This window comes from Cupriavidus sp. 05N39, assembly GCF_056397325.1.
Window position 1 is genome coordinate 1 of the sequence record NZ_JBFTNE010000123.1, and the last position, 18,114, is coordinate 18,114.

General features: G+C 64.8%; 16 protein-coding genes and 1 tRNA gene. 6 read left to right on the plus strand and 11 right to left on the minus strand.

Annotated elements, in window-relative coordinates; genetic code table 11:
- Window positions 1-134 precede the first annotated feature (134 nt).
- The 4 genes from AC1DN0_RS35505 to AC1DN0_RS35520 all read right to left on the minus strand — a co-directional run bounded on the left by AC1DN0_RS35505 (window position 135) and on the right by AC1DN0_RS35520 (window position 5,140).
- Window positions 135-1,031 (minus strand): c-type cytochrome, encoded by an 897-nt coding sequence (locus tag AC1DN0_RS35505; RefSeq protein WP_477146396.1) that lies wholly within the window; start codon window positions 1,029-1,031, stop codon window positions 135-137.
- A 97-nt stretch (window positions 1,032-1,128) separates the two neighbouring features.
- On the minus strand, window positions 1,129-1,410 hold the full coding sequence (locus AC1DN0_RS35510; protein ID WP_045235609.1) for a hypothetical protein: 282 nt from the start codon (window positions 1,408-1,410) through the stop codon (window positions 1,129-1,131).
- Window positions 1,411-1,644: 234 nt separating this feature from the next.
- Window positions 1,645-3,753 carry an elongation factor G gene (gene fusA / locus AC1DN0_RS35515; RefSeq protein WP_441634703.1) on the minus strand — a complete coding sequence of 703 codons (2,109 nt, stop codon included), beginning with the start codon at window positions 3,751-3,753 and terminating at the stop codon, window positions 1,645-1,647.
- Between the two features lie 199 nt (window positions 3,754-3,952).
- A complete protein-coding gene (locus AC1DN0_RS35520) occupies window positions 3,953-5,140 on the minus strand; it encodes an SDR family oxidoreductase (protein WP_441634701.1) in 1,188 nt (395 codons plus the stop codon).
- Between the two features lie 271 nt (window positions 5,141-5,411).
- Between AC1DN0_RS35520 and AC1DN0_RS35525 the strand changes: the two genes are divergently transcribed.
- Window positions 5,412-6,146: a response regulator gene (locus tag AC1DN0_RS35525; protein WP_441634699.1), complete on the plus strand. Its 735-nt coding sequence runs from the start codon at window positions 5,412-5,414 to the stop codon at window positions 6,144-6,146.
- Complete coding sequence (locus AC1DN0_RS35530) at window positions 6,147-7,478, plus strand: ATP-binding protein (RefSeq protein WP_441634697.1); 1,332 nt, start codon at window positions 6,147-6,149, stop codon at window positions 7,476-7,478.
- 291 nt (window positions 7,479-7,769) lie between these two features.
- On the opposite strand, the gene AC1DN0_RS35535 is transcribed toward AC1DN0_RS35530, so the two are convergent.
- A tRNA-Met gene (locus AC1DN0_RS35535) sits at window positions 7,770-7,845 on the minus strand.
- A 129-nt stretch (window positions 7,846-7,974) separates the two neighbouring features.
- Here AC1DN0_RS35535 and AC1DN0_RS35540 point away from each other — a divergent pair.
- The gene (locus AC1DN0_RS35540; protein ID WP_006158572.1) at window positions 7,975-8,172 is read left to right on the plus strand and encodes a cold-shock protein; all 198 of its coding nucleotides are present in this window, start codon (window positions 7,975-7,977) and stop codon (window positions 8,170-8,172) included.
- 34 nt (window positions 8,173-8,206) lie between these two features.
- Complete coding sequence (rpsU, locus tag AC1DN0_RS35545; RefSeq protein WP_006158571.1) at window positions 8,207-8,419, plus strand: 30S ribosomal protein S21; 213 nt, start codon at window positions 8,207-8,209, stop codon at window positions 8,417-8,419.
- Window positions 8,420-8,631: 212 nt separating this feature from the next.
- On the opposite strand, the gene AC1DN0_RS35550 is transcribed toward rpsU, so the two are convergent.
- A complete protein-coding gene (locus tag AC1DN0_RS35550) occupies window positions 8,632-9,231 on the minus strand; it encodes a PaaI family thioesterase (protein WP_477146397.1) in 600 nt (199 codons plus the stop codon).
- A 203-nt stretch (window positions 9,232-9,434) separates the two neighbouring features.
- Between AC1DN0_RS35550 and nodI the strand changes: the two genes are divergently transcribed.
- Window positions 9,435-10,346, plus strand: coding sequence for a nodulation factor ABC transporter ATP-binding protein NodI (gene nodI, locus AC1DN0_RS35555; protein ID WP_441634732.1), 912 nt, complete (start codon window positions 9,435-9,437; stop codon window positions 10,344-10,346).
- A 24-nt stretch (window positions 10,347-10,370) separates the two neighbouring features.
- Window positions 10,371-11,228, plus strand: coding sequence for an ABC transporter permease (locus AC1DN0_RS35560; RefSeq protein ID WP_276289436.1), 858 nt, complete (start codon window positions 10,371-10,373; stop codon window positions 11,226-11,228).
- 173 nt (window positions 11,229-11,401) lie between these two features.
- On the opposite strand, the gene AC1DN0_RS35565 is transcribed toward AC1DN0_RS35560, so the two are convergent.
- The 5 genes from AC1DN0_RS35565 to folC all read right to left on the minus strand — a co-directional run bounded on the left by AC1DN0_RS35565 (window position 11,402) and on the right by folC (window position 17,332).
- Entirely contained in the window at window positions 11,402-12,607 is a 1,206-nt protein-coding gene (locus AC1DN0_RS35565; protein ID WP_441634693.1) for an O-succinylhomoserine sulfhydrylase, read from the minus strand.
- Window positions 12,608-12,989: 382 nt separating this feature from the next.
- Window positions 12,990-14,525 (minus strand): amidophosphoribosyltransferase, encoded by a 1,536-nt coding sequence (gene purF / locus AC1DN0_RS35570; protein WP_477146398.1) that lies wholly within the window; start codon window positions 14,523-14,525, stop codon window positions 12,990-12,992.
- 95 nt (window positions 14,526-14,620) lie between these two features.
- On the minus strand, window positions 14,621-15,118 hold the full coding sequence (locus AC1DN0_RS35575) for a CvpA family protein (protein ID WP_441634689.1): 498 nt from the start codon (window positions 15,116-15,118) through the stop codon (window positions 14,621-14,623).
- A 65-nt stretch (window positions 15,119-15,183) separates the two neighbouring features.
- Window positions 15,184-15,912, minus strand: a complete 729-nt coding sequence (locus AC1DN0_RS35580) for an SPOR domain-containing protein (RefSeq protein ID WP_477146399.1) — start codon at window positions 15,910-15,912, stop codon at window positions 15,184-15,186.
- A gap of 109 nt (window positions 15,913-16,021) precedes the next feature.
- Entirely contained in the window at window positions 16,022-17,332 is a 1,311-nt protein-coding gene (gene folC / locus AC1DN0_RS35585) for a bifunctional tetrahydrofolate synthase/dihydrofolate synthase (protein ID WP_441634685.1), read from the minus strand.
- Between the last annotated feature and the right edge of the window lie 782 nt (window positions 17,333-18,114).

Sequence of the window (18,114 nt, forward strand, 5' to 3'; positions counted from 1 at the left end):
CTGTTAATCCGCAGGTCGCTGGTTCGAGCCCAGCTCGGGGAGCCAAAGAATGTGAAAGGCCCGCAAGAAATTGCGGGCCTTTTCCATTTTTACGGCGCCATTTGTACCGCGGGAATCCCCTCCCGGCGCCGCGCTCAGCGGCTCGCACTCTGCGCTGGCAGCGCCTTCAAATGCAGGTAGAGAGCGCCCAGGTCGACATCGTCCATGCGCCCAAACGAATCGAACGGCATGACCCGGCTGACCGGCGACCCGTCCGGACGCAAGCCGCTGCGCATCATGCCGACGAACTTCTCCGGCGCGTCATAGCGCGCCATCGCACTGCCCGCGGGAGTCAGGTCGGCGGCCGGCGGCCAGTCTGGCGGCGCCCCGGGGATCTTGCCGCCGCGCAAGCCTGCGCCGTGGCAGCCGAGGCAGGCATTCGCCACGTAAGCGCCGTRCTCCGGCGATACCGTAGCGGTCATCGGCCGCGCGGGCGGCAACCCATGATCGATCTTCTCGGCGGCATCCTTGACGAGGCCAAACCCATATAACGCCCGGACCATCCATGGGAGCCGCACCTCCGCCACCTCGCCCGGCAGCGGCGGCAAGCTGCGGACATAGGCAACAAGCGCACCCAGGTCGTCATCACTGAGGCGGTTGTAGTCCTCGCTTGGCATCACCATCAGAGCTCGCCCCGACGGGGCCACGCCATGGCGGATAGCCCGCACCCAATCCGCTTCCCGATAGCGCCCGATGACGGCGCTGCCGCTGGTCAAGTTGGGCGCGCGCACATACAGGCCGCCAGGATCGTCGATAAAGACACGGCCCTTGCCGCTGGCGCCGTGGCAATCCATGCAACCCCGCGATTCATACAGGTACTTGCCTCTCGCCAGCGCCTGGGCATCGTCGCGATAAGCCAGGGACACGACGGGCACGCTCACGATGCGCGCGCCCTTTCGCTCCCCTGCCAGCACGCCCACCAGCACCACGCCCGCCGCCAGGACGCAGACGCCCGTCAACGACCACAGCCCAATCCGGATCATGCGCTTCATTGCAGTCTCCCCACTGCCCGAAGCGCCCTTTATGCGCCATCCGCCCCACACGCGTCTGTGCCCTCGCCAACAGATGCGGCGCGCGAGCCTGCGGTGGCTATGCCCGCGCCTGCCTCGGTGCCTGCCCGAACAAGCCGCACTCGAGGTCGCTCTCGAACTCCCCGATCCAGCCCGGACCCTCGCTTGCGTCATACATGCTCTGGGCCTCCGTCGCCAGCCGCCGGACACTGACCTGCCGCCGCCTCACGCCGCCATTGGCCGGCTCGGAACCCTCGTCCTTGATCTCGAAGTCTTCCGGAGCGAAGCCGAGCCGTTCGCAGAGGGTTACAACCTCGCGTTGCTCATCGGCGGGAAATTGAGGAAACAAATGCTTAGCCATCGCACTCTCCCATCGAGTCGGACGGATGCCGCGAGGCGCGCGGCTGCGCAGGGCGTGACACATGGGCCGCCCCGACCTTGCCGCGGCTTGCCCGCGGCAAATCCAAACCGGCCGCATGGACGGCCGCAAATGACACGCGCCATTTCAAGCCTGCGGCACAAGCGGCAAGCGAAAGACGGCGCATCGATCCCATTGCCCCGCACAGCCTCCCAGGGGGCAATGGGCCACCGCAAGCTAGCGCGTGTGCCGGCTGTTGATGACCGCTTCGGCCACGCTCGCCGGTGCTTCCGTGTAGTGCTTGAATTCCATCGTGTAAGTGGCGCGCCCCTGGGTCAGCGAACGCAGCGACGTCGAGTAGCCAAACATGGTGGCCAGCGGCACCTCCGCGCGCACCAGCTTGCCGCCGCCGCCCGCGATATCCTCCATGCCATGCACGATGCCCCGGCGCGAGGACAGGTCGCCCATCACGTTGCCGGTGAATTCTTCCGGCGTTTCCACTTCCACCGACATCATCGGCTCGAGCAGGATCGGCTTGGCGCGGCGCATGCCTTCCTTGAATGCCATCGAGCCCGCCATACGGAAGGCATTCTCGTTCGAATCGACGTCGTGATAGGAGCCGAATACCAGCGTGGCTTTCACGTCCACCACCGGGTAGCCGGCCAGCACGCCCGATGCCAGCGTTTCGCGGATGCCCTTGTCGACGGCGGGAATGAATTCGCGCGGCACCACCCCGCCCTTGATGGCGTCGACAAACTCGTAGCCCTTGCCCGGCGCCTGCGGCTCCAGATCGAGCACCACGTGGCCATACTGGCCGCGCCCGCCTGACTGCTTGACGAACTTGCCTTCGACGTCCTTCGCTGCCTGCTTGATGGTCTCACGATATGCCACCTGCGGCTTGCCGACCGATGCCTCCACGCCGAACTCGCGCCGCATCCGGTCCACCAGGATCTCAAGGTGCAACTCGCCCATACCCGAGATAATGGTCTGGCCCGATTCCTCATCGGTATGCACGCGGAACGACGGGTCTTCCTGCGCCAGGCGATTCAGCGCCAGGCCCATCTTTTCCTGGTCGGCCTTGGTCTTGGGCTCGACCGCCTGGGAGATCACCGGATCCGGGAAGCTCATGCGCTCAAGGATGATCACATGGTCGGGGTCGCACAGGGTGTCGCCGGTGGTGGCCTCCTTGAGCCCGACCGCCGCGGCAATATCGCCCGCGCGCACTTCCTTGATTTCGCTGCGCACGTTGGCATGCATCTGCAGGATGCGCCCGAGCCGCTCCTTCTTTTCCTTGAGCGGGTTGTACACCGTGTCGCCCGAATTCACCACGCCAGAGTAGACGCGGAAGAAGATCAGTTGCCCGACGAAGGGGTCGGTCATGATCTTGAATGCCAGGGCGGCGAACGGTTCGTCGTCATTGGGATGGCGCTCCGCCTCCTTGTCGTCCACGGTGTGGCCGAGAATCGCGGGCACGTCCGCCGGCGACGGCAAGTAGTCGATCACCGCGTCGAGCAGCGTCTGCACGCCCTTGTTCTTGAAAGCGCTGCCGCACAGCATCGGCACGATCTCGTTGGCGACGGTGCGCTTGCGCAGGGCAGCCTTGATCTCGTCTTCCGTCAGCGGCTCGCCGCCGAGGTATTTGTGCAGGAGTTCATCGCTGGCCTCCGCCGCGGCCTCGACCATCTTCTCGCGCCATTCCCTGGCGACCTCCAGCAGTTCGGGCGGTACCTCGCGATACTCGAAGTGAAGCCCCTGGCTGGTGTCGTCCCAGACGGTGGCCTTCATCTTGACCAGGTCGATCACGCCCTGGAAACCATCCTCGGCGCCGATCGGCACCTGGATCGGCACCGGCGTGCCCTTGAGCCGGTCGGCAATCTGCGATCGCACCCGGAAGAAATCCGCGCCGACGCGATCCATCTTGTTGACGAAGGCGATACGCGGCACCTTGTACTTGTTCGCCTGGCGCCAGACGGTTTCCGACTGGGGCTGCACGCCGCCCACCGCGTCGTAGACCATGCAGGCGCCATCGAGCACGCGCATGGAACGCTCCACCTCGATGGTGAAGTCCACGTGTCCGGGAGTGTCGATGATATTGATGCGATGTTCAGGATAATTGCCGGCCATCCCCTTCCAGAACGCCGTGGTGGCGGCCGAGGTGATGGTGATGCCGCGCTCCTGCTCCTGCTCCATCCAGTCCATGGTAGCCGCACCGTCATGGACCTCGCCGATCTTGTGATTGACCCCGGTGTAGAACAGGATGCGCTCGGTGGTGGTGGTCTTGCCGGCGTCGATGTGCGCGCTGATACCGATGTTCCGATAGCGCTCGATGGGGGTTTTGCGGCTCACGGTGATCTCCTGTTGGGTATCACTCAAAAGAGTAACACTTCTACAGGCGCCGCATCGTACGGCACGCCACGGGCGGCGTGCCGGGCAGGTTCGACAGTTGAAGCAGTCGGCGAAGCCGGGTTGGCGAAACGCAGCCGCCGCAGACAAGTACCGCCTGAATCACGTCACCAGAGCATGACGAACGTGGAGCGCGCGGCAATCATGACTTGAAGTCCCAGCTCATTTGTTCAAGGATGCCAACCCCGCGCGAGGTACGCATGCACTCGCTGACGTAATCGGTAATCGACAACGGCTCGAAATTGATCTCCTCCCGGATGCGCCGGTTGTCGAACACATAGCCGAGTTCGGCAAAGCCCGCATACAGCCGCAGGGCACGTTCGATCAGGCGGCGGTTGCTGATGCGCTCGGTACGCGCCACATCCAGCGCCAGGGCCGGAAGCTCGCTGGCCGGGCACTTGCGGTAAGCCGGCGCGTCCTCGCTCGCGGCGGCCTCATCCATGGCGGCTACCACCTGCGCGATGGTCGGTGCGCGCGCGCCCGCAGAAAGATGGTAGGCATCGAAGCGCAGGCCGGGCTTGACCGCCAGCCGCAACAAGGCCTGCGCGCAGTCGTCCGCCGAGATCACGTCGATGCGGGTATGCGGGCCGGCGGTATAGCGGCGCGCCTGGTGGATGATCCGGAACAGCCAGAAGATGCTGGCCGACGGCTGCGTGCCCAGCACGGTGTGCCCGACCACGATGGAGGGCCGCGCCACCACCAGCGGCAGGTCCGGCAGGCTTCGGCGCAGCAGCACCTCCACTTCCTGCTTGCTGCGCGTGTAGGGCACCAGGTGGCTGGTGTCGTCATGCCCGGCATCCTGCTCCGAAACCCTGGTACCGCGCTGCGTGCCGCAAGCCATCGCGGTACCGACATGGACAAAACGCCGCAGGGCGGTACTGCCGGCAAAGCGAGAGGCAAAGCGCAGCGTGTCTCGCACGTTGATGCGCGTGACCTGCGGGTCTGTCGAGAACGAGGCCATCGCCGCGCAGTTGATCACCTGCGAGACACCTGACAGCCGAGCCACGACGGCGGGCGGGAAATCGCTGTCCAGCGCGCCGAGCAGCACGTTATCCTCCGTGAGCCAGTTCACGCGGCTGCGCAGCAGGCCGCACTGGACGGCGTTCTCGCGCAGGCGTGCCAGCGCGTCTGCCGTATCGCTGCCCCGCACCAGGCAGAGCAAGCGCCGCGCAAGGCCGGCATTGATGGCGGCCACCATCACATTGCCGCCGATAAAGCCGGTGGCGCCGGTCAGTAACAGGCTGTCGACGCCGGGCAGGCGTATGTCGCAGACATGCGGCCGGACAGCAAGATCCCGCGCTGCCGGGCTGGCGTGCCAATCCCACATCATGGCGCTCTCCTCAGAAGGCGTAGTTGACCGGACTCATGCCGAAACGCGCTGGCTTGCCTGGCGCTTGCCCCTGTTGTCTTGTTTGCTGTTCCACCGATGCTCCGCCTTGATGTCGAAGCACGCAGATTAGGGACGGCACGCCGCGATGTCTGTCCTGAAATAGAGCGAAATCTTGTTCAAATGTGCAAATTTGTCCGGAAGCGTCTCCGGCCCCCAACGCGGGCCGCTGGCCGGATAGAATCGGCGTTTTTCGGCCCCTGGGAAGCCTGTCATGAACGACGCCATGGCCAAGTACAAGGTATTGCTGGTCGAGGACGATGACCGCCTTGCGCAACTTGTCAGCGAGTACCTGAGCAATTACGAGTTCACGGTGGAGGTGGTGCGGCGCGGCGATATCGCGGTAGCGGCCGTCCAGGCCCACCGGCCCGCCCTGGTCATCCTCGATCTGATGCTCCCCCACATGGACGGCATGGAAGTCTGCCGCGGCATTCGCGCCTTCTCGCGCGTGCCCGTGCTGATCCTGACTGCGCGCGTGGACACCTACGACCAGGTGGCGGGGCTGGAGATCGGCGCCGACGACTATGTGGTCAAGCCCATCGAGCCCAGGCTGCTGGTAGCGCGGGCCCGCGCCCTGCTGCGGCGCGCCGCCGCCGAGCGGGTCGCCGTGCCCGCCACGCCAATGCAAAGGGACCACGAACTAGTATTCGGCGCGCTGGTGATTTCACCGCCTAACCGGCAGGTCACCTGGCGCGGACAGGAAGTGGACCTGAAGACCACCGAGTTCAACCTGCTGCTGATCCTGGCACGCGCCGCCGGCACCGTACTGAGCCGCGACGACATCCTCAAGGAGCTGCGCGGCATCGAATTCGACGGCATCGACCGGACCGTCGACTCTGGCATCTCCCGGCTGCGCCGCCGCTTCGAGGACGCTTCGCCCGAGCCGCACAAGATCAAGACCATCTGGGGCCGCGGCTACTTGTTCAGCCCATCGGCATGGGAGGAATGAATGGTCCGCTCGCTACTGAAGCTCTATTTGCTGGTGATGCTGGCTGCCGCCGCGGCGGTGGTCGCCATCAACTACACCTTCATTCCGCTGTTCCACGAGCAATTCACCGAGAGCGAACGCGTGAATCGTCAGGGTTATGCGTTCGTCCTGTCCGAATACCTCGCCCAGCACCCGGGCGAGTTGCGCAAGGGCGCGCTGGAAAAGCTCCAGGCGCATGCGCTCGAACGGTTCAAGCTGGCCGACGCCGCCGAACTGAGCCGGCTGGATGCGCGCCAGCGCCAGGATATCGCCGACGGCAAGCTGGTGCTGAGCTACGATGCCAAGGACTATTACCTGCCGCTGCGCGACGGGCAGGTACTGCATGCGCACAGCGTGGACGTGGACAACACCAACGTCGACGTGGTGGCCTATGCATTGATTGCTTTCGCCACGCTGCTCTCGATCGTGGCATGGGTCTGGTACCACTGGCGCGACCTGGACAAGCTGCAGCAGGCGGCCAGGGATTTCGGCCGCGGCAAGCTGTCAACCCGCGCCGACCTGCCCAGGCGCTCCAATATCTCGGAGCTGGCAATGCAATTCAATGAAATGGCGGAGCAGATCGAAGCGTCGATCGTGCACCAGCGGGAAATGATGCACGGCATCTCGCACGAGCTGAAGACACCGATCGCCCGGCTTGAATTTGGCATTGCGCTGTTGCAGTCGGCCGGCGCCGGCGAGGAAGAGCAGGCACGTCAGGCCCAGCGCCTGGAAGACCTGCGCCGCGACGTGCGCGAGCTTGATGAACTGGTCACCGAGTTGCTGACGCTCGGCCAGCTCGAGCAGGGTGCGGCCCCGATGATGCTGATGCGGGTTTCGGTCGGCGAGCTGATCGACAGCGTGGCGGCCAGCGTCGCCAACGAGGTGGCCGACCACAAGCTGACCCTGTCCGTGCTCGCCAGTGGTCCCCTGCCACACCACGTCTGCGATCCTCGGCAGGTGGCGCGGGCGCTCCTCAACCTGTGCCGCAACGCCACCCGCTATGCGCGCAGCGCCATCCAGTTGCGCGCCGAGACGGATGCCGCTGGCACCCTGTGCCTGACGGTGGAGGACGACGGGCCCGGCGTGGTGCCGGAGGAACGCGCCCGCATTTTCGAGCCTTTCCATCGGCCGGATTCCAGCCGCAATCGGCACACGGGCGGCTTCGGCCTGGGGCTGGCCATCGTGCGGCGCATCGCGCTGCTGCATGGCGGCCAGGTCGGGCTGGACAGCGGCAGTGCAGGGGGGGCGCGATTCGTGATCACGTTGCCCGCCATGGATGAGCCAGCCGTTGCCGTCAGCGCGCAGGCGGCTTGAAGGGGCTTGAGGAGATGCGTAATGAAACGTCCGGAACCCACAAATCCCTCGCCTGCGGAAGGCCGCCCATGAAGTGGTCGACGATCGCGGCCGTGGTGCTTTCCTGGGTGGGCGCCTGTGCGGCGGCGGGCTGGCTGGCGATGGTCTGTGCCTGATGGCGCCTGATGGCGCCTGTTGGCACTTGTTAGCACTGACTGATACGTGTAGACGTCCCGGTGACGCAAAAGGCGCAGGCACGCAAAACAAAAAAGCCCGCCGGACTACTGGCGGACTTTTGAGTAGAATATCGCCTGGTTGCGGGGGCAGGACTTGAACCTGCGACCTTCGGGTTATGAGCCCGACGAGCTGCCAACTGCTCCACCCCGCGTCAGAGGGGCGTACTATACGCCACTCTCGTGGATTTGCAAAGCGTTTTCAGCAAGCTTTCTTGACAGCGTTTACGTAAACGTGTAAAAGCAAGTGGGCGCATTCTTTGCGCTCAAAAAAGGATTTTTCCATGGAAACTGGTACCGTCAAGTTCTTCAACGCCCAGAAGGGTTTTGGCTTCATCACCCCGGACGCTGGTGGCAAGGACTTGTTCGTCCACATCTCTCAGGTTCGCGGGGGTGCTCCGCTGCAAGATAACCAGCGAGTGCAATACCAGTCGCAACAGGGCAAGAAGGGTCCTGAAGCGGCCAATGTTTCCCCCGTTTGAACCCGCCGCTTTGCGGCAATGCTAAAGGACAGAATTGACTAAGATCGTCTTGAAACCCGGTGAGCCCGTTGAAGTTGCAATGCGGCGTTTCCGTAGGGCCATCCTCCAGACCGGCCTGATCGTTGAACTCAAGAGCCGTACCGCTTACGAGAAGCCCACGACCGAGCGCAAGCGCAAGAAGAAAGCCGCGGAATCGCGCCTTCGCAAGCGTCTGCGCATGCAGATGCTGCCGAAGAAGATGTACTGATTTCGGCACCGCAAGCGGCGAACGCGCTCAGACGCGATCTGCCGCCGGCTGCATAAAATCCGCCAGCCACGCCTGGCGGATTTTGTCGTTTTAGCAGCGCCGTTGGCTGTCGGGCCCTTAACGGGCCCGACATTCGTCGACCGGCCCTGATACCGCCCTGCCCATCTTTCCGCCAGGATCGAGTACGGCCGGCGAAATGCATGCGTACGTCTTTAGCGCATGGTGCTATTCCCTTCCGCCTTGCCCCCCCTTGCATTCATGCGTAGCTGTTGCCCGCAYCAGCCTGCCGGCATTGGGAATACCAGGCAGGTTGTGGTGGCGTAAGCGTACAGCTTACCCTGCGTGTCGATGATGCGGCCCTCGGCAATGCCGATCTGCGTGGTCAGGCTGATGACCTTGCCCTCCGCGCGGATCGGACCGGTCTTGGTAGTCAGCGGGCGCACATAATTCACCTTCAGTTCCAGGGTGGTATAGCCCTTGCCCGCCGGCAACATGGTGTGGACAGCGCAACCCACGCAGGAATCGAGCAAGGTCGCGGCGTAGCCGCCGTGCACGCTACCGATCGGGTTGTAATGCTGCGCGCCGGGTGTGCCCTGGAATACGAAGCGCCCTGCCTCGAACTCCACAGGGACGAAGTCCATCAGTTGCGCGATCGGCGCGCCCGGCAGCTTGCCGGCCATCATATCCTCGAAAAACTGCAGCCCGGCACGCTCGCTCAACTGCGCCAGCGTCGCCACGCCGGGCTCGCCCAGCCGCGCACGCGCGACGCGCTCAGCTTCCTGCCACTGGGCCAGTGTGTCTTGCGCACTCATTGTCTTGTCTCCATGGTTTGCTTCGGTTCGTTGTCTTGCGCTCCTGCCCTCTCGGCCAGTTCCCTGGCCATGCGCTGCGGCAGCGAACCGGCAAGATAACCGCATCCGCGAATTCTTGCTGCAATGCGCCACAAAGCATCCGCGCCACTGCCTGCATAATGGCGGATATTGCGCCCGTGGCGCACCTCACCCTCGTTCCTGCCTTGACTGCCATTCTCGAACTACGCAATGTAAGCAAGCAATACGGCGAAACGGTCGTGGTCGACGATCTCAGCCTGAGCGTGCAACGCGGCCAGTGCTTCGGCCTGCTGGGCCCGAACGGGGCCGGCAAGACCACCACGCTGCGCCTGCTGCTGGGCCTGACCACGCCGGCCTCGGGGACGCTCACGCTATGCGGCGAGCCAATTCCGGAGCGCGCGCCGCAGGCCCGCATGCGCGTGGGCGTGGTACCGCAGTTCGACAACCTCGACCCCGACTTCACCGTGGTGGAGAACCTGCGCATCTTTGGCCGCTACTTCGGCCTGGAGCGCGCCGAAATCGAACGCCGCGTGCCCGCACTGCTGGAGTTCGCACGGCTCGAAAGCCGTGCCGGGGCGCAAGTGCGGGACCTCTCGGGCGGCATGCGCCGGCGCCTGACGGTGGCGCGCGCGCTGATCAACGACCCCGACCTGCTGGTGATGGACGAGCCCACCACCGGGCTCGACCCCCAGGCGCGCCACCTGATCTGGGAACGCCTCAAGTCGCTGCTGGCCAGCGGCAAGACCATCCTGCTGACCACGCACTTCATGGAGGAGGCCGAGCGCCTGTGCAACTACCTGTGCGTAATCGACAGCGGCCGCAAGATCGCCGAAGGCAAGCCGCATGAATTGATCGACAGCCAGATCGGCTGCGATGTGGTGGAAGTGTATGGCGACAACCTCGCCCCCTTGCGCGGCGAACTGCACCCGCTCGCAACGCGTACCGAGATGAGCGGCGAGACGCTGTTCTGCTATGTGAAGGAACCGGCGCCGCTGCTGGCCGCCCTGCATGGCCGGACCGGCGTGCGTTACCTGCATCGACCCGCCAACCTGGAAGACGTCTTCCTCAAGCTGACTGGCCGCGAGATGCGCGACTGACCCGGGACCGACAACGGACTGAACATGAGCGAACAAGACCCCCGCCCCGCAGCCGCGCCGGCCGCCGCCGCGCCGCGGCATGCCCCCATGCAGCGGCAGCATTACCCRCAGCCGCTGCTGCCGATGAACATGCGCAACTGGACCATGGTCTGGTACCGCAACTTCATGGTGTGGAAGAAGCTGGCGATCCCCTCCATGATCGGCAACCTGGCCGATCCGATGATCTACCTGTTCGGCCTCGGCCTCGGTCTTGGCCTGCTGGTCGGGCAGGTCAACGGCGTGCCCTACATCGCCTTCCTCGCGGCCGGCACCACGGCGTCGAGCGTAATGATGTCGGCGAGCTTCGAGTCCATGTATTCCGCCTTCTCGCGCATGCATGTGCAGCGCACCTGGGAAGCCATCATGCACGCGCCACTGACACTGGGCGATGTGGTCCTGGGCGAGATCATGTGGGCCGCCAGCAAAGCCGTGCTGTCGGGCCTTGCCATCATGCTGGTGGCGGGCGCGCTCGGCTATGCGCGGTTGCCGGGAGCGCTGCTGGCGTTGCCCGTGATCGTGCTGGCCGGCATCGCGTTCGCCAGCCTGGCCATGATCGTCACCGCGCTTGCGCCCAGCTACGACTTCTTCATGTTCTACCAGACGCTGGTGATGACGCCGATGCTGCTGCTTTCCGGCGTATTCTTCCCGTTGGAGCAATTGCCCGCGGGGGCGCAAGCCGCCACCCAGGTGCTGCCACTGGCGCACGCGGTGGCCCTGATCCGCCCCATCATGCTCGGGCGTCCAATCGACAACCTGGCGCTGCACCTGATTGTGCTCGGCGCTTACGCGGCAGTGGCCCTGGTGGTCGCGCTGATGCTGCTACGCCGGCGCTTGCTGCGCTGAACGCCGGCCGGGGAACGTCCTGCCATCCCAGCCGGTCACCGCCATCCTGTCGCATTGGCGGGGCCGCCTCGCATTCACCAGTGGACAGCAGCGGCGCCGGCGCGCCAAGGCGCCTGGGCGGCCCTTGCCTATCTGCTATCGCCACGGCCGCCATCGCGGCAGCCGTGGCTGCCTCAGTCCTGCAGGCCGCGCAGCAGGTCTGCCTTCAGGTCCGCCACCGACTCCAGCCCCACCGCCAGCCGGATCAGCCCTTCGCCGATGCCCGCCGCGGCCTTGGCTTCCGGGCTGACGCGTGCATGCGTGGTGGTGTAGGGATGGGTCACGGTGGTACGCGTGTCGCCAAGGTTGCCGGTGATCGAGCACAGGCGGGTGTTGTCGATCACGCGCCAGGCATTGGCGCGCTGCTGCTCCGGCGTCTCGCCCTTGAGTTCGAACGACACGATGGCACCGCCGCCGCTCTGCTGGCGCTGGGCGACTTCATACTGCGGATGGGATTTCAGCGCCGGGTGATACACGCGCGCCACGGCCGGATGCGACTCCAGGAACTCGGCCAGCGCCAGCGCGCTGGCGCTGTGGCGTTCCATGCGGATCGCCAGCGTTTCCATGCCCTTTAGCAGCACCCACGCATTGAAGGCCGACAGTGTGGGGCCGGCCGTGCGCACGAAGGGAAAAACCTTGCCCATGATGAAATCGTGCGTGCCTAGCACCGCGCCGCCCAGCACGCGGCCCTGCCCATCGATATGCTTGGTGGCCGAGTGCACCACGATGTCGGCGCCGAACTTCATCGGCTGCTGCAGGGCCGGCGAACAGAAGCAGTTATCCACCACCAGCAGCGCGCCAGCGTTGTGGGCGATGTCCGCCACCGCGGCAATGTCGGCCACTTCGGTCAACGGGTTGGACGGCGTCTCCAGGAAGAACAACTTGGTGTTCGGCTTGACCGCCGCGCGCCAAGCCGCCAGGTCGGTGCCATCGACGAAGGTCGTCTCGACGCCAAACTTGGCGAAGATATTGGAGAACAGCGTCATGGTCGAGCCGAAGATGGCGCGCGAGCTGACCAGGTGGTCGCCCGCCTGCATCGACGACATCACCACCGACATGATCGCGCTCATTCCGGACGCGGTCGCCATGCAGGCCTCGGCCCCTTCCAGCGCGGCCAGGCGGCTCTGGAACATGGCCACGGTGGGATTGGTGAATCGCGAGTACGTAAATCCCGTTTCCGAATTGGCGAAGCGTTCGGCGGCCTCGGCAGCGCTGTTGAAGCAGAAGCTGGAGGTCAGGTACATCGCCTCCGAGTGCTCCATGAACTCGCTGCGCATGGTGCCGGCGCGCACGCCGAGCGTATCGATGTCGAGGGAGTCGAGAGGAAGCGGTTCGTTCATGATGGGGAGGCGGTAGTACCCGCGCGGTTATCTGTGTAAGAGGTGAGCCTGGCCGCGCACTGGCGGCAGCAATAAAAAAGCCCGTACGATCATTGGCCGGGGGCCGAATCGACGGGCTGCTTGTGTTCTGGGGATAGGCCCCGCGCTGCGGCGGGAAGCCGGCTTGCCATTGTGCCTTTGCTGCGCACAACCGGTAAGCCGGTGTTCCGCTTTAGCTGTTTCGGGCATTTCCCTGTGACGGGCAATTTCCTGTTCCGGGATAAGAACCAAACTCCGGCAGGACCCGCGTCCGCAAGCTGACAATCAAATCGACGCCCGGCAATGTTACGGCCGGGCCCCGCCCTGCGTCAACTCCGCGGGTATGCCGCGGGTGCGCCGCGTCTTACTCGTTACCGCCCGAGCGCTGCAAGTGCAGCTGCGAGCGCTCGCCGTCACCGAGGCCACCGGTGCCGTCGCGATCGGCCTGGCTGCGCGCGGTTTCCAGGCGCTCCAGGTAGGCTTCGTCGATATCGCCGGTGATGTAGCGGCCATCGAAGCACGATGCATCGAAGTCCTTCAGCGCCGGGTTGATGTCGCGCACCGCCTGCTTCATCGCTTCGACATCCTGGTAGACCAGCTTGTCGGCGCCGATGATCCTGGCGATCTCTTCGTGGCTGCGGCCGTAGGCGACCAGCTCGCTGCGCGTGGGCATATCGATGCCGTACACATTGGGGAACTTCACCGGCGGCGCGGCCGAGGCGAAGATCACCTTGTTGGCGCCGGCGTCACGGGCCATCTGCACGATTTCGAAAGAGGTAGTGCCGCGCACGATGGAATCGTCCACGATCAGCACGTTCTTGCCCTTGAACTCCACACCCATGGCGTTGAGCTTCTGGCGCACCGACTTCTTGCGCACCGCCTGGCCGGGCATGATGAAGGTGCGGCCGATATAGCGGTTCTTGAAGAAGCCCTCGCGATAGTTCACGCCCAGCTTGTTGGCCACCTGCATGGCGGCCGGACGGCTAGAATCGGGGATCGGCATCACCACGTCGATATCGCCCGCGGAGACTTCGGTGCGAATCTTTTCGGCAAGGTAATCGCCCATGCGCAGGCGCGCGTCGTACACCGGCACGCCATCGATGCACGAATCCGGGCGTGCCAGGTAGACGTACTCGAAGATACACGGCGTCAGCACCGGGTTATCGGCGCACTGCTGGGTGTAGAGATTGCCGTCGAGGTCGATGAAGATGGCCTCGCCGGGCGCCACGTCGCGCTCGAGCTTGTAGCCGATGCCTTCGAGTGCCACCGACTCCGATGCCACCATCCATTCCTTGCCGRTCGGCGTTTCCACGCTGCCCAGGCATAGCGGACGGATACCGAACGGATCGCGCACGGCCAGCATGCCGTAGCCGGCGATCTGCGCAGCAATGGCGTACGAGCCACGCACACGGCGGTGCATGCCCGCCACGGCCTTGAAGATCGTGGCCGGGTCCAGCGCAAGGCCGCTGCTGGCGCGTTGCAGCTCGTCAGCCAGCACGTTGAGCAGCACTTCGGTATCGGAGTGCGTGTTGATGTGGCGGCGGTCGCGGCTGAACAGTTCCTCGTGCAACTGCTTCCAGTTGGTGAGGTTGCCGTTATGGGCCAGGATCACGCCGTAAGGCGCGTTGACATAGAACGGTTGGGCTTCTTCCTCGCTCGAGGCCGAACCGGCGGTGGGGTAACGCACCTGGCCGATGCCGGCGGCACCGGGCAGGCCGCGCATATTGCGCGTGCGAAACACGTCGCGCACCAGGCCATTGGCCTTGTGCATGTGGAAGGTGCTGCCATTTGCGGTAGCGATGCCGGCTGCATCCTGTCCGCGGTGTTGCAACAGCAGCAGGCTGTCGTAAATCAATTGGTTAACGGGCGTGGAGGAAACCACACCGACGATACCGCACATGCCAAGCTCCCAGGAAAGGCGTTTGAATCGGGGCGGCCCCACCCTGTAGGGCAGAGCCTGCGTACTACCAGCCGGACGGTCTGCCCGGCCTCATGTCATGTCTTGACGTATTTGGCGACTTCGGGCGGCAGCCACGGCCGCAGCGACTCCATCGCCTCCATCACGTAGGGCCGGGACAGCGCATCGCGCCAGAACGCCTCCTCGGGCAGCTTGGTGAGCCCGGCCAGAGTCACCACGAACATCACCACCAGTGCGCCGCGCACAAGCCCGAACACCAGCCCAAGGCCGCGGTCGGCGGGCTTGAGCCCGGTACTTTCGAGCAACTGGCCCAACACCGTACCGGCAAGTGCCGCAGCAATCACGGTGCCGATGAACAGCACCCCGAAGCCCAGTGCGCTGCGCGCCAGCTGACCGCCCGGTACCGATTCGGGAATCCAGCCTGCCGCGGTACCCGCGAAATGGTAGGCCACCAGGAACGCCACCACCCAGCCGATCAGCGAGAGCACCTCTCGCACCAGCCCGCGCAACACGCCGATCAGGCCTGAGGCAATCAGGATGAAAACAACGCTGTAATCGAAAAAAGTCGGCTGCATGCGTAATACGGTGTCCCCGGTGCCCCGGTATGGCGGCTGGCGTTTGGTCCAGCCCGCCCTTGGCATTACTGTTCGACCACCTTGGCGGTCAGGCCCACGGCGCGCACTCGCTTTTCGGCGGCATCAGCCGCATCGCGATCCGAAAAAGGGCCGGCACGCAAGAGCACGCGCTCGCCGTCGGCCAGTGTCTTTTTCTCGATGTAGGCCGGCACTTTGCCCGCCTTGAGCTTGCTCAGCCACTCCTTGGCCTTTACCTCGGAGGAAAAGGCGCCGATCAATACCAGGAACTTGCCGCTGCCGGGCTTGGCATCCGCGCGGACAACCGGTTTGTCCGCGGCCTTCTCGGCAGGCGCCGCTGCCGCGACGGCAGGCTTGGCCGGTGCCGCATCGGCAACCAGTTCCTCGCCGGCATCGAGCGCCTGGCTGTCGAGCCTGGATTGCGGCGCGGGCGGCAACGGATCCGCCTTGCGGGCATCGGGCTTCACCTTGCCGCCGGCCCCGCCCGGGCCACCATCGATCTTTACCGAGATATTGTCGACGACTGGCCTTGGCTGGGTCTCGAATACGATCGGCAGCACGATGACGGCAGCTGCCGTCAGCACCACGGCGCCGATCAGGCGCCGGCGCGCCCGCTGCTTCTGCGGGAATTCCRGGTCGAGCGTGTCGTCTGCGTACTCCTCGGCCAGGCGTCGCGACGAAGCGATGCCTGCACCCGGATCCGAACGCGAGCGGCGAGTGCGCTCCGGTGCCGGGGCGTTGCCCTTGCGGGAAGAAAACAGCGAAAGCAGGCCCATAGATTGGTTCGGTGCGACGGCCGGAAACCGGCCGTTGAAATTGTCGCTCAGATTGCGCGGCGATTTGCCCCGGTGTTAGCCCCGGAAAACTGCCCGGCGGCCGCGCGACTCAATTTGCCCGGGTAGCGCGATATGCCATCACGCCCGCCACGGTGTAGAACGATCCGAAGACCAGAATTCTATCATCCTCGGTCGCTCTGCCGAGGGCATCCCGGTAAGCCGCCTCCGGGCTGGGAAAGCAGGCCGCCGTAGCATCGGGGCCGGGATGGAAACCGCCCTCCTCCAGCTTCTCCAGCAGATCCGCCGCGCTGGCCGCACGCGGCGTCGGCAGGTCGCACAGGCACCAGTGGTCGACCTTGTCGGCCAGATGGCGCAGTACGCCGGCGATATCCTTGTCCTCCATCGCGCCGAACACCGCATAGGTGTAGCGGAAGAAGCCCATGTTCTCGAGGTTCTGCCCCAGCGTGGCGGCTGCGTGCGGATTGTGCGCCACATCCAGGATCACCGCCGGGCGTCCCGGCATGACCTGGAAGCGCCCCGGCAGTTCGACGAAGGCCAGCCCGTTGCGCACTTCCTGCGCGCTGACCGGCAGGCGCGGACGCATGGCCTGCAGCGCCGCCAGCGCGGCCGAGGCGTTGAGCAACTGATTGGCGCCTCGCAGGGCCGGATAACCCAGCCCGTTGAGCTTGCGCTCGCGGCCGCTCCAGTCCCACTGCTGGCGCTCCTGGCCCTTGGCAGCCTGATGCTGGAAATCCCGGCCCACCAGCCAGAGGTCCGCGCCGATGGCCTCGGCATGCTCGATCACCGACTTCGGCGGCATCGGGTCCGCCACGATGGCCGGCACGCCGGGACGGAAGATACCGGCCTTCTCGTAGCCGATCTTTTCGCGCGTGTCGCCCAGGTACTGCGTATGGTCGATGTCCACGCTGGTCAAGATGGCGCAATCGGTATCGATCACGTTCACCGCGTCCAACCGGCCGCCCAGCCCCACCTCCAGGATCATCGCGTCGAGCCCTGCCGCGGCGAAGGCATGGATGATCGCCAGCGTGGTGAACTCGAAATACGTCAGGCTCACCGGATCGGCAAAGCTGGTGCGCGCGCGCTCCACCGCCTCGAAATGCGGCAGCAGTTGCGCATCGGTAGCGAACTCGCCATTGATGCGGGCGCGCTCGTTAAACGAAATCAGGTGCGGCGAGGTATGGCAACCCACCTTGTAGCCGGCCTCCAGCAGGATGCGCTCCAGCATGGCGCAGGTGGAGCCCTTGCCGTTGGTGCCGCCGACGGTGAACACCACGGCATCAATGCGCAGCCCCAGGGCTTCCTTGACGCGGGTGATACGCGCCAGGCCCATGTCGATGCCCACCGGATGGGCGGATTCGAGATGGGATAGCCATTCAGGGAGGGTGGGGAAGATGGGCATGATGGGGATACAGGGTTGTTCGGGGGCTTGGCTTGTTGGAGCCGGTTTGGGGGTGGGTGGTTTCTTTGCCGTTTGGCGGAATTTGGTTTGGCTCTGGGTACCGGGGGATATTGGGGTGTTTTGGGTTAAGTCAAAGGATCTCTGGCTTCAGGAGGGCTTAAATTCAACTTCAACTTCAACTTCAACTTCAACTTCAAAAGCCTAAAGTCAAAGGCGGTTTCACCCCCCTGCGGGGGGCGACCTACTTTTTTGTCTTGCCAAAAAAGTAGGCAAAAAAGGCGCGCCGGATGGGGCGACACCCCCTCGGGATCCGGCGAAAAGAGCGGCCGGGACCCAAACTCGCATCGCCTTAAGGCGATACTCAAACATGGGTCCCTCTTTTCCGCTCTTTCCGCCGGATCCCGAGGCGCCCCATACGGCCGGTACACCCACACGGCTCGCTTCGCATCGCGGGACGGTGTGGCCCGCCCTTGGGGCGCTCCACACGGCTACCAATCGTTACTTGGCGGACCCGCTCTTGCAAACGCCGCCCTCTCCCCCGGCCCCTCTCCCRCAAGYGGGAGAGGGGAGCAAACCCATGGCCGACTCAAACCTTCAGGTTGTAGCCGTGTTTACCGCCCGAGGGGCGGCAAACACAGTCCCGCGATGCGAAGCGAGCCGTCAAGGTTTACCTTGCCGTATGGGGCGCCTCGTCGGCAGGCAAAAAGAGCGGAAAAGAGGGGGCCATGTTTGAGTATCGCCTTAAGGCGATGCGAGTTTGGCCCCCGGCCGCTCTTTTTGCC

Excerpts from the sequence above, each read along its gene's own strand:
- AC1DN0_RS35510 (WP_045235609.1), bottom strand. The coding sequence starts at position 1,410 with ATGGCTAAGCATTTGTTTCCTCAATTTCCCGCCGATGAGCAACGCGAG.
- AC1DN0_RS35520 (WP_441634701.1), bottom strand. The coding sequence starts at position 5,140 with ATGATGTGGGATTGGCACGCCAGCCCGGCAGCGCGGGATCTTGCTGTC.
- AC1DN0_RS35525 (WP_441634699.1), top strand. The coding sequence starts at position 5,412 with ATGAACGACGCCATGGCCAAGTACAAGGTATTGCTGGTCGAGGACGAT.
- AC1DN0_RS35530 (WP_441634697.1), top strand. The coding sequence starts at position 6,147 with ATGGTCCGCTCGCTACTGAAGCTCTATTTGCTGGTGATGCTGGCTGCC.
- AC1DN0_RS35540 (WP_006158572.1), top strand. The coding sequence starts at position 7,975 with ATGGAAACTGGTACCGTCAAGTTCTTCAACGCCCAGAAGGGTTTTGGC.
- AC1DN0_RS35565 (WP_441634693.1), bottom strand. The coding sequence starts at position 12,607 with ATGAACGAACCGCTTCCTCTCGACTCCCTCGACATCGATACGCTCGGC.
- AC1DN0_RS35575 (WP_441634689.1), bottom strand. The coding sequence starts at position 15,118 with ATGCAGCCGACTTTTTTCGATTACAGCGTTGTTTTCATCCTGATTGCC.
- folC (WP_441634685.1), bottom strand. The coding sequence starts at position 17,332 with ATGCCCATCTTCCCCACCCTCCCTGAATGGCTATCCCATCTCGAATCC.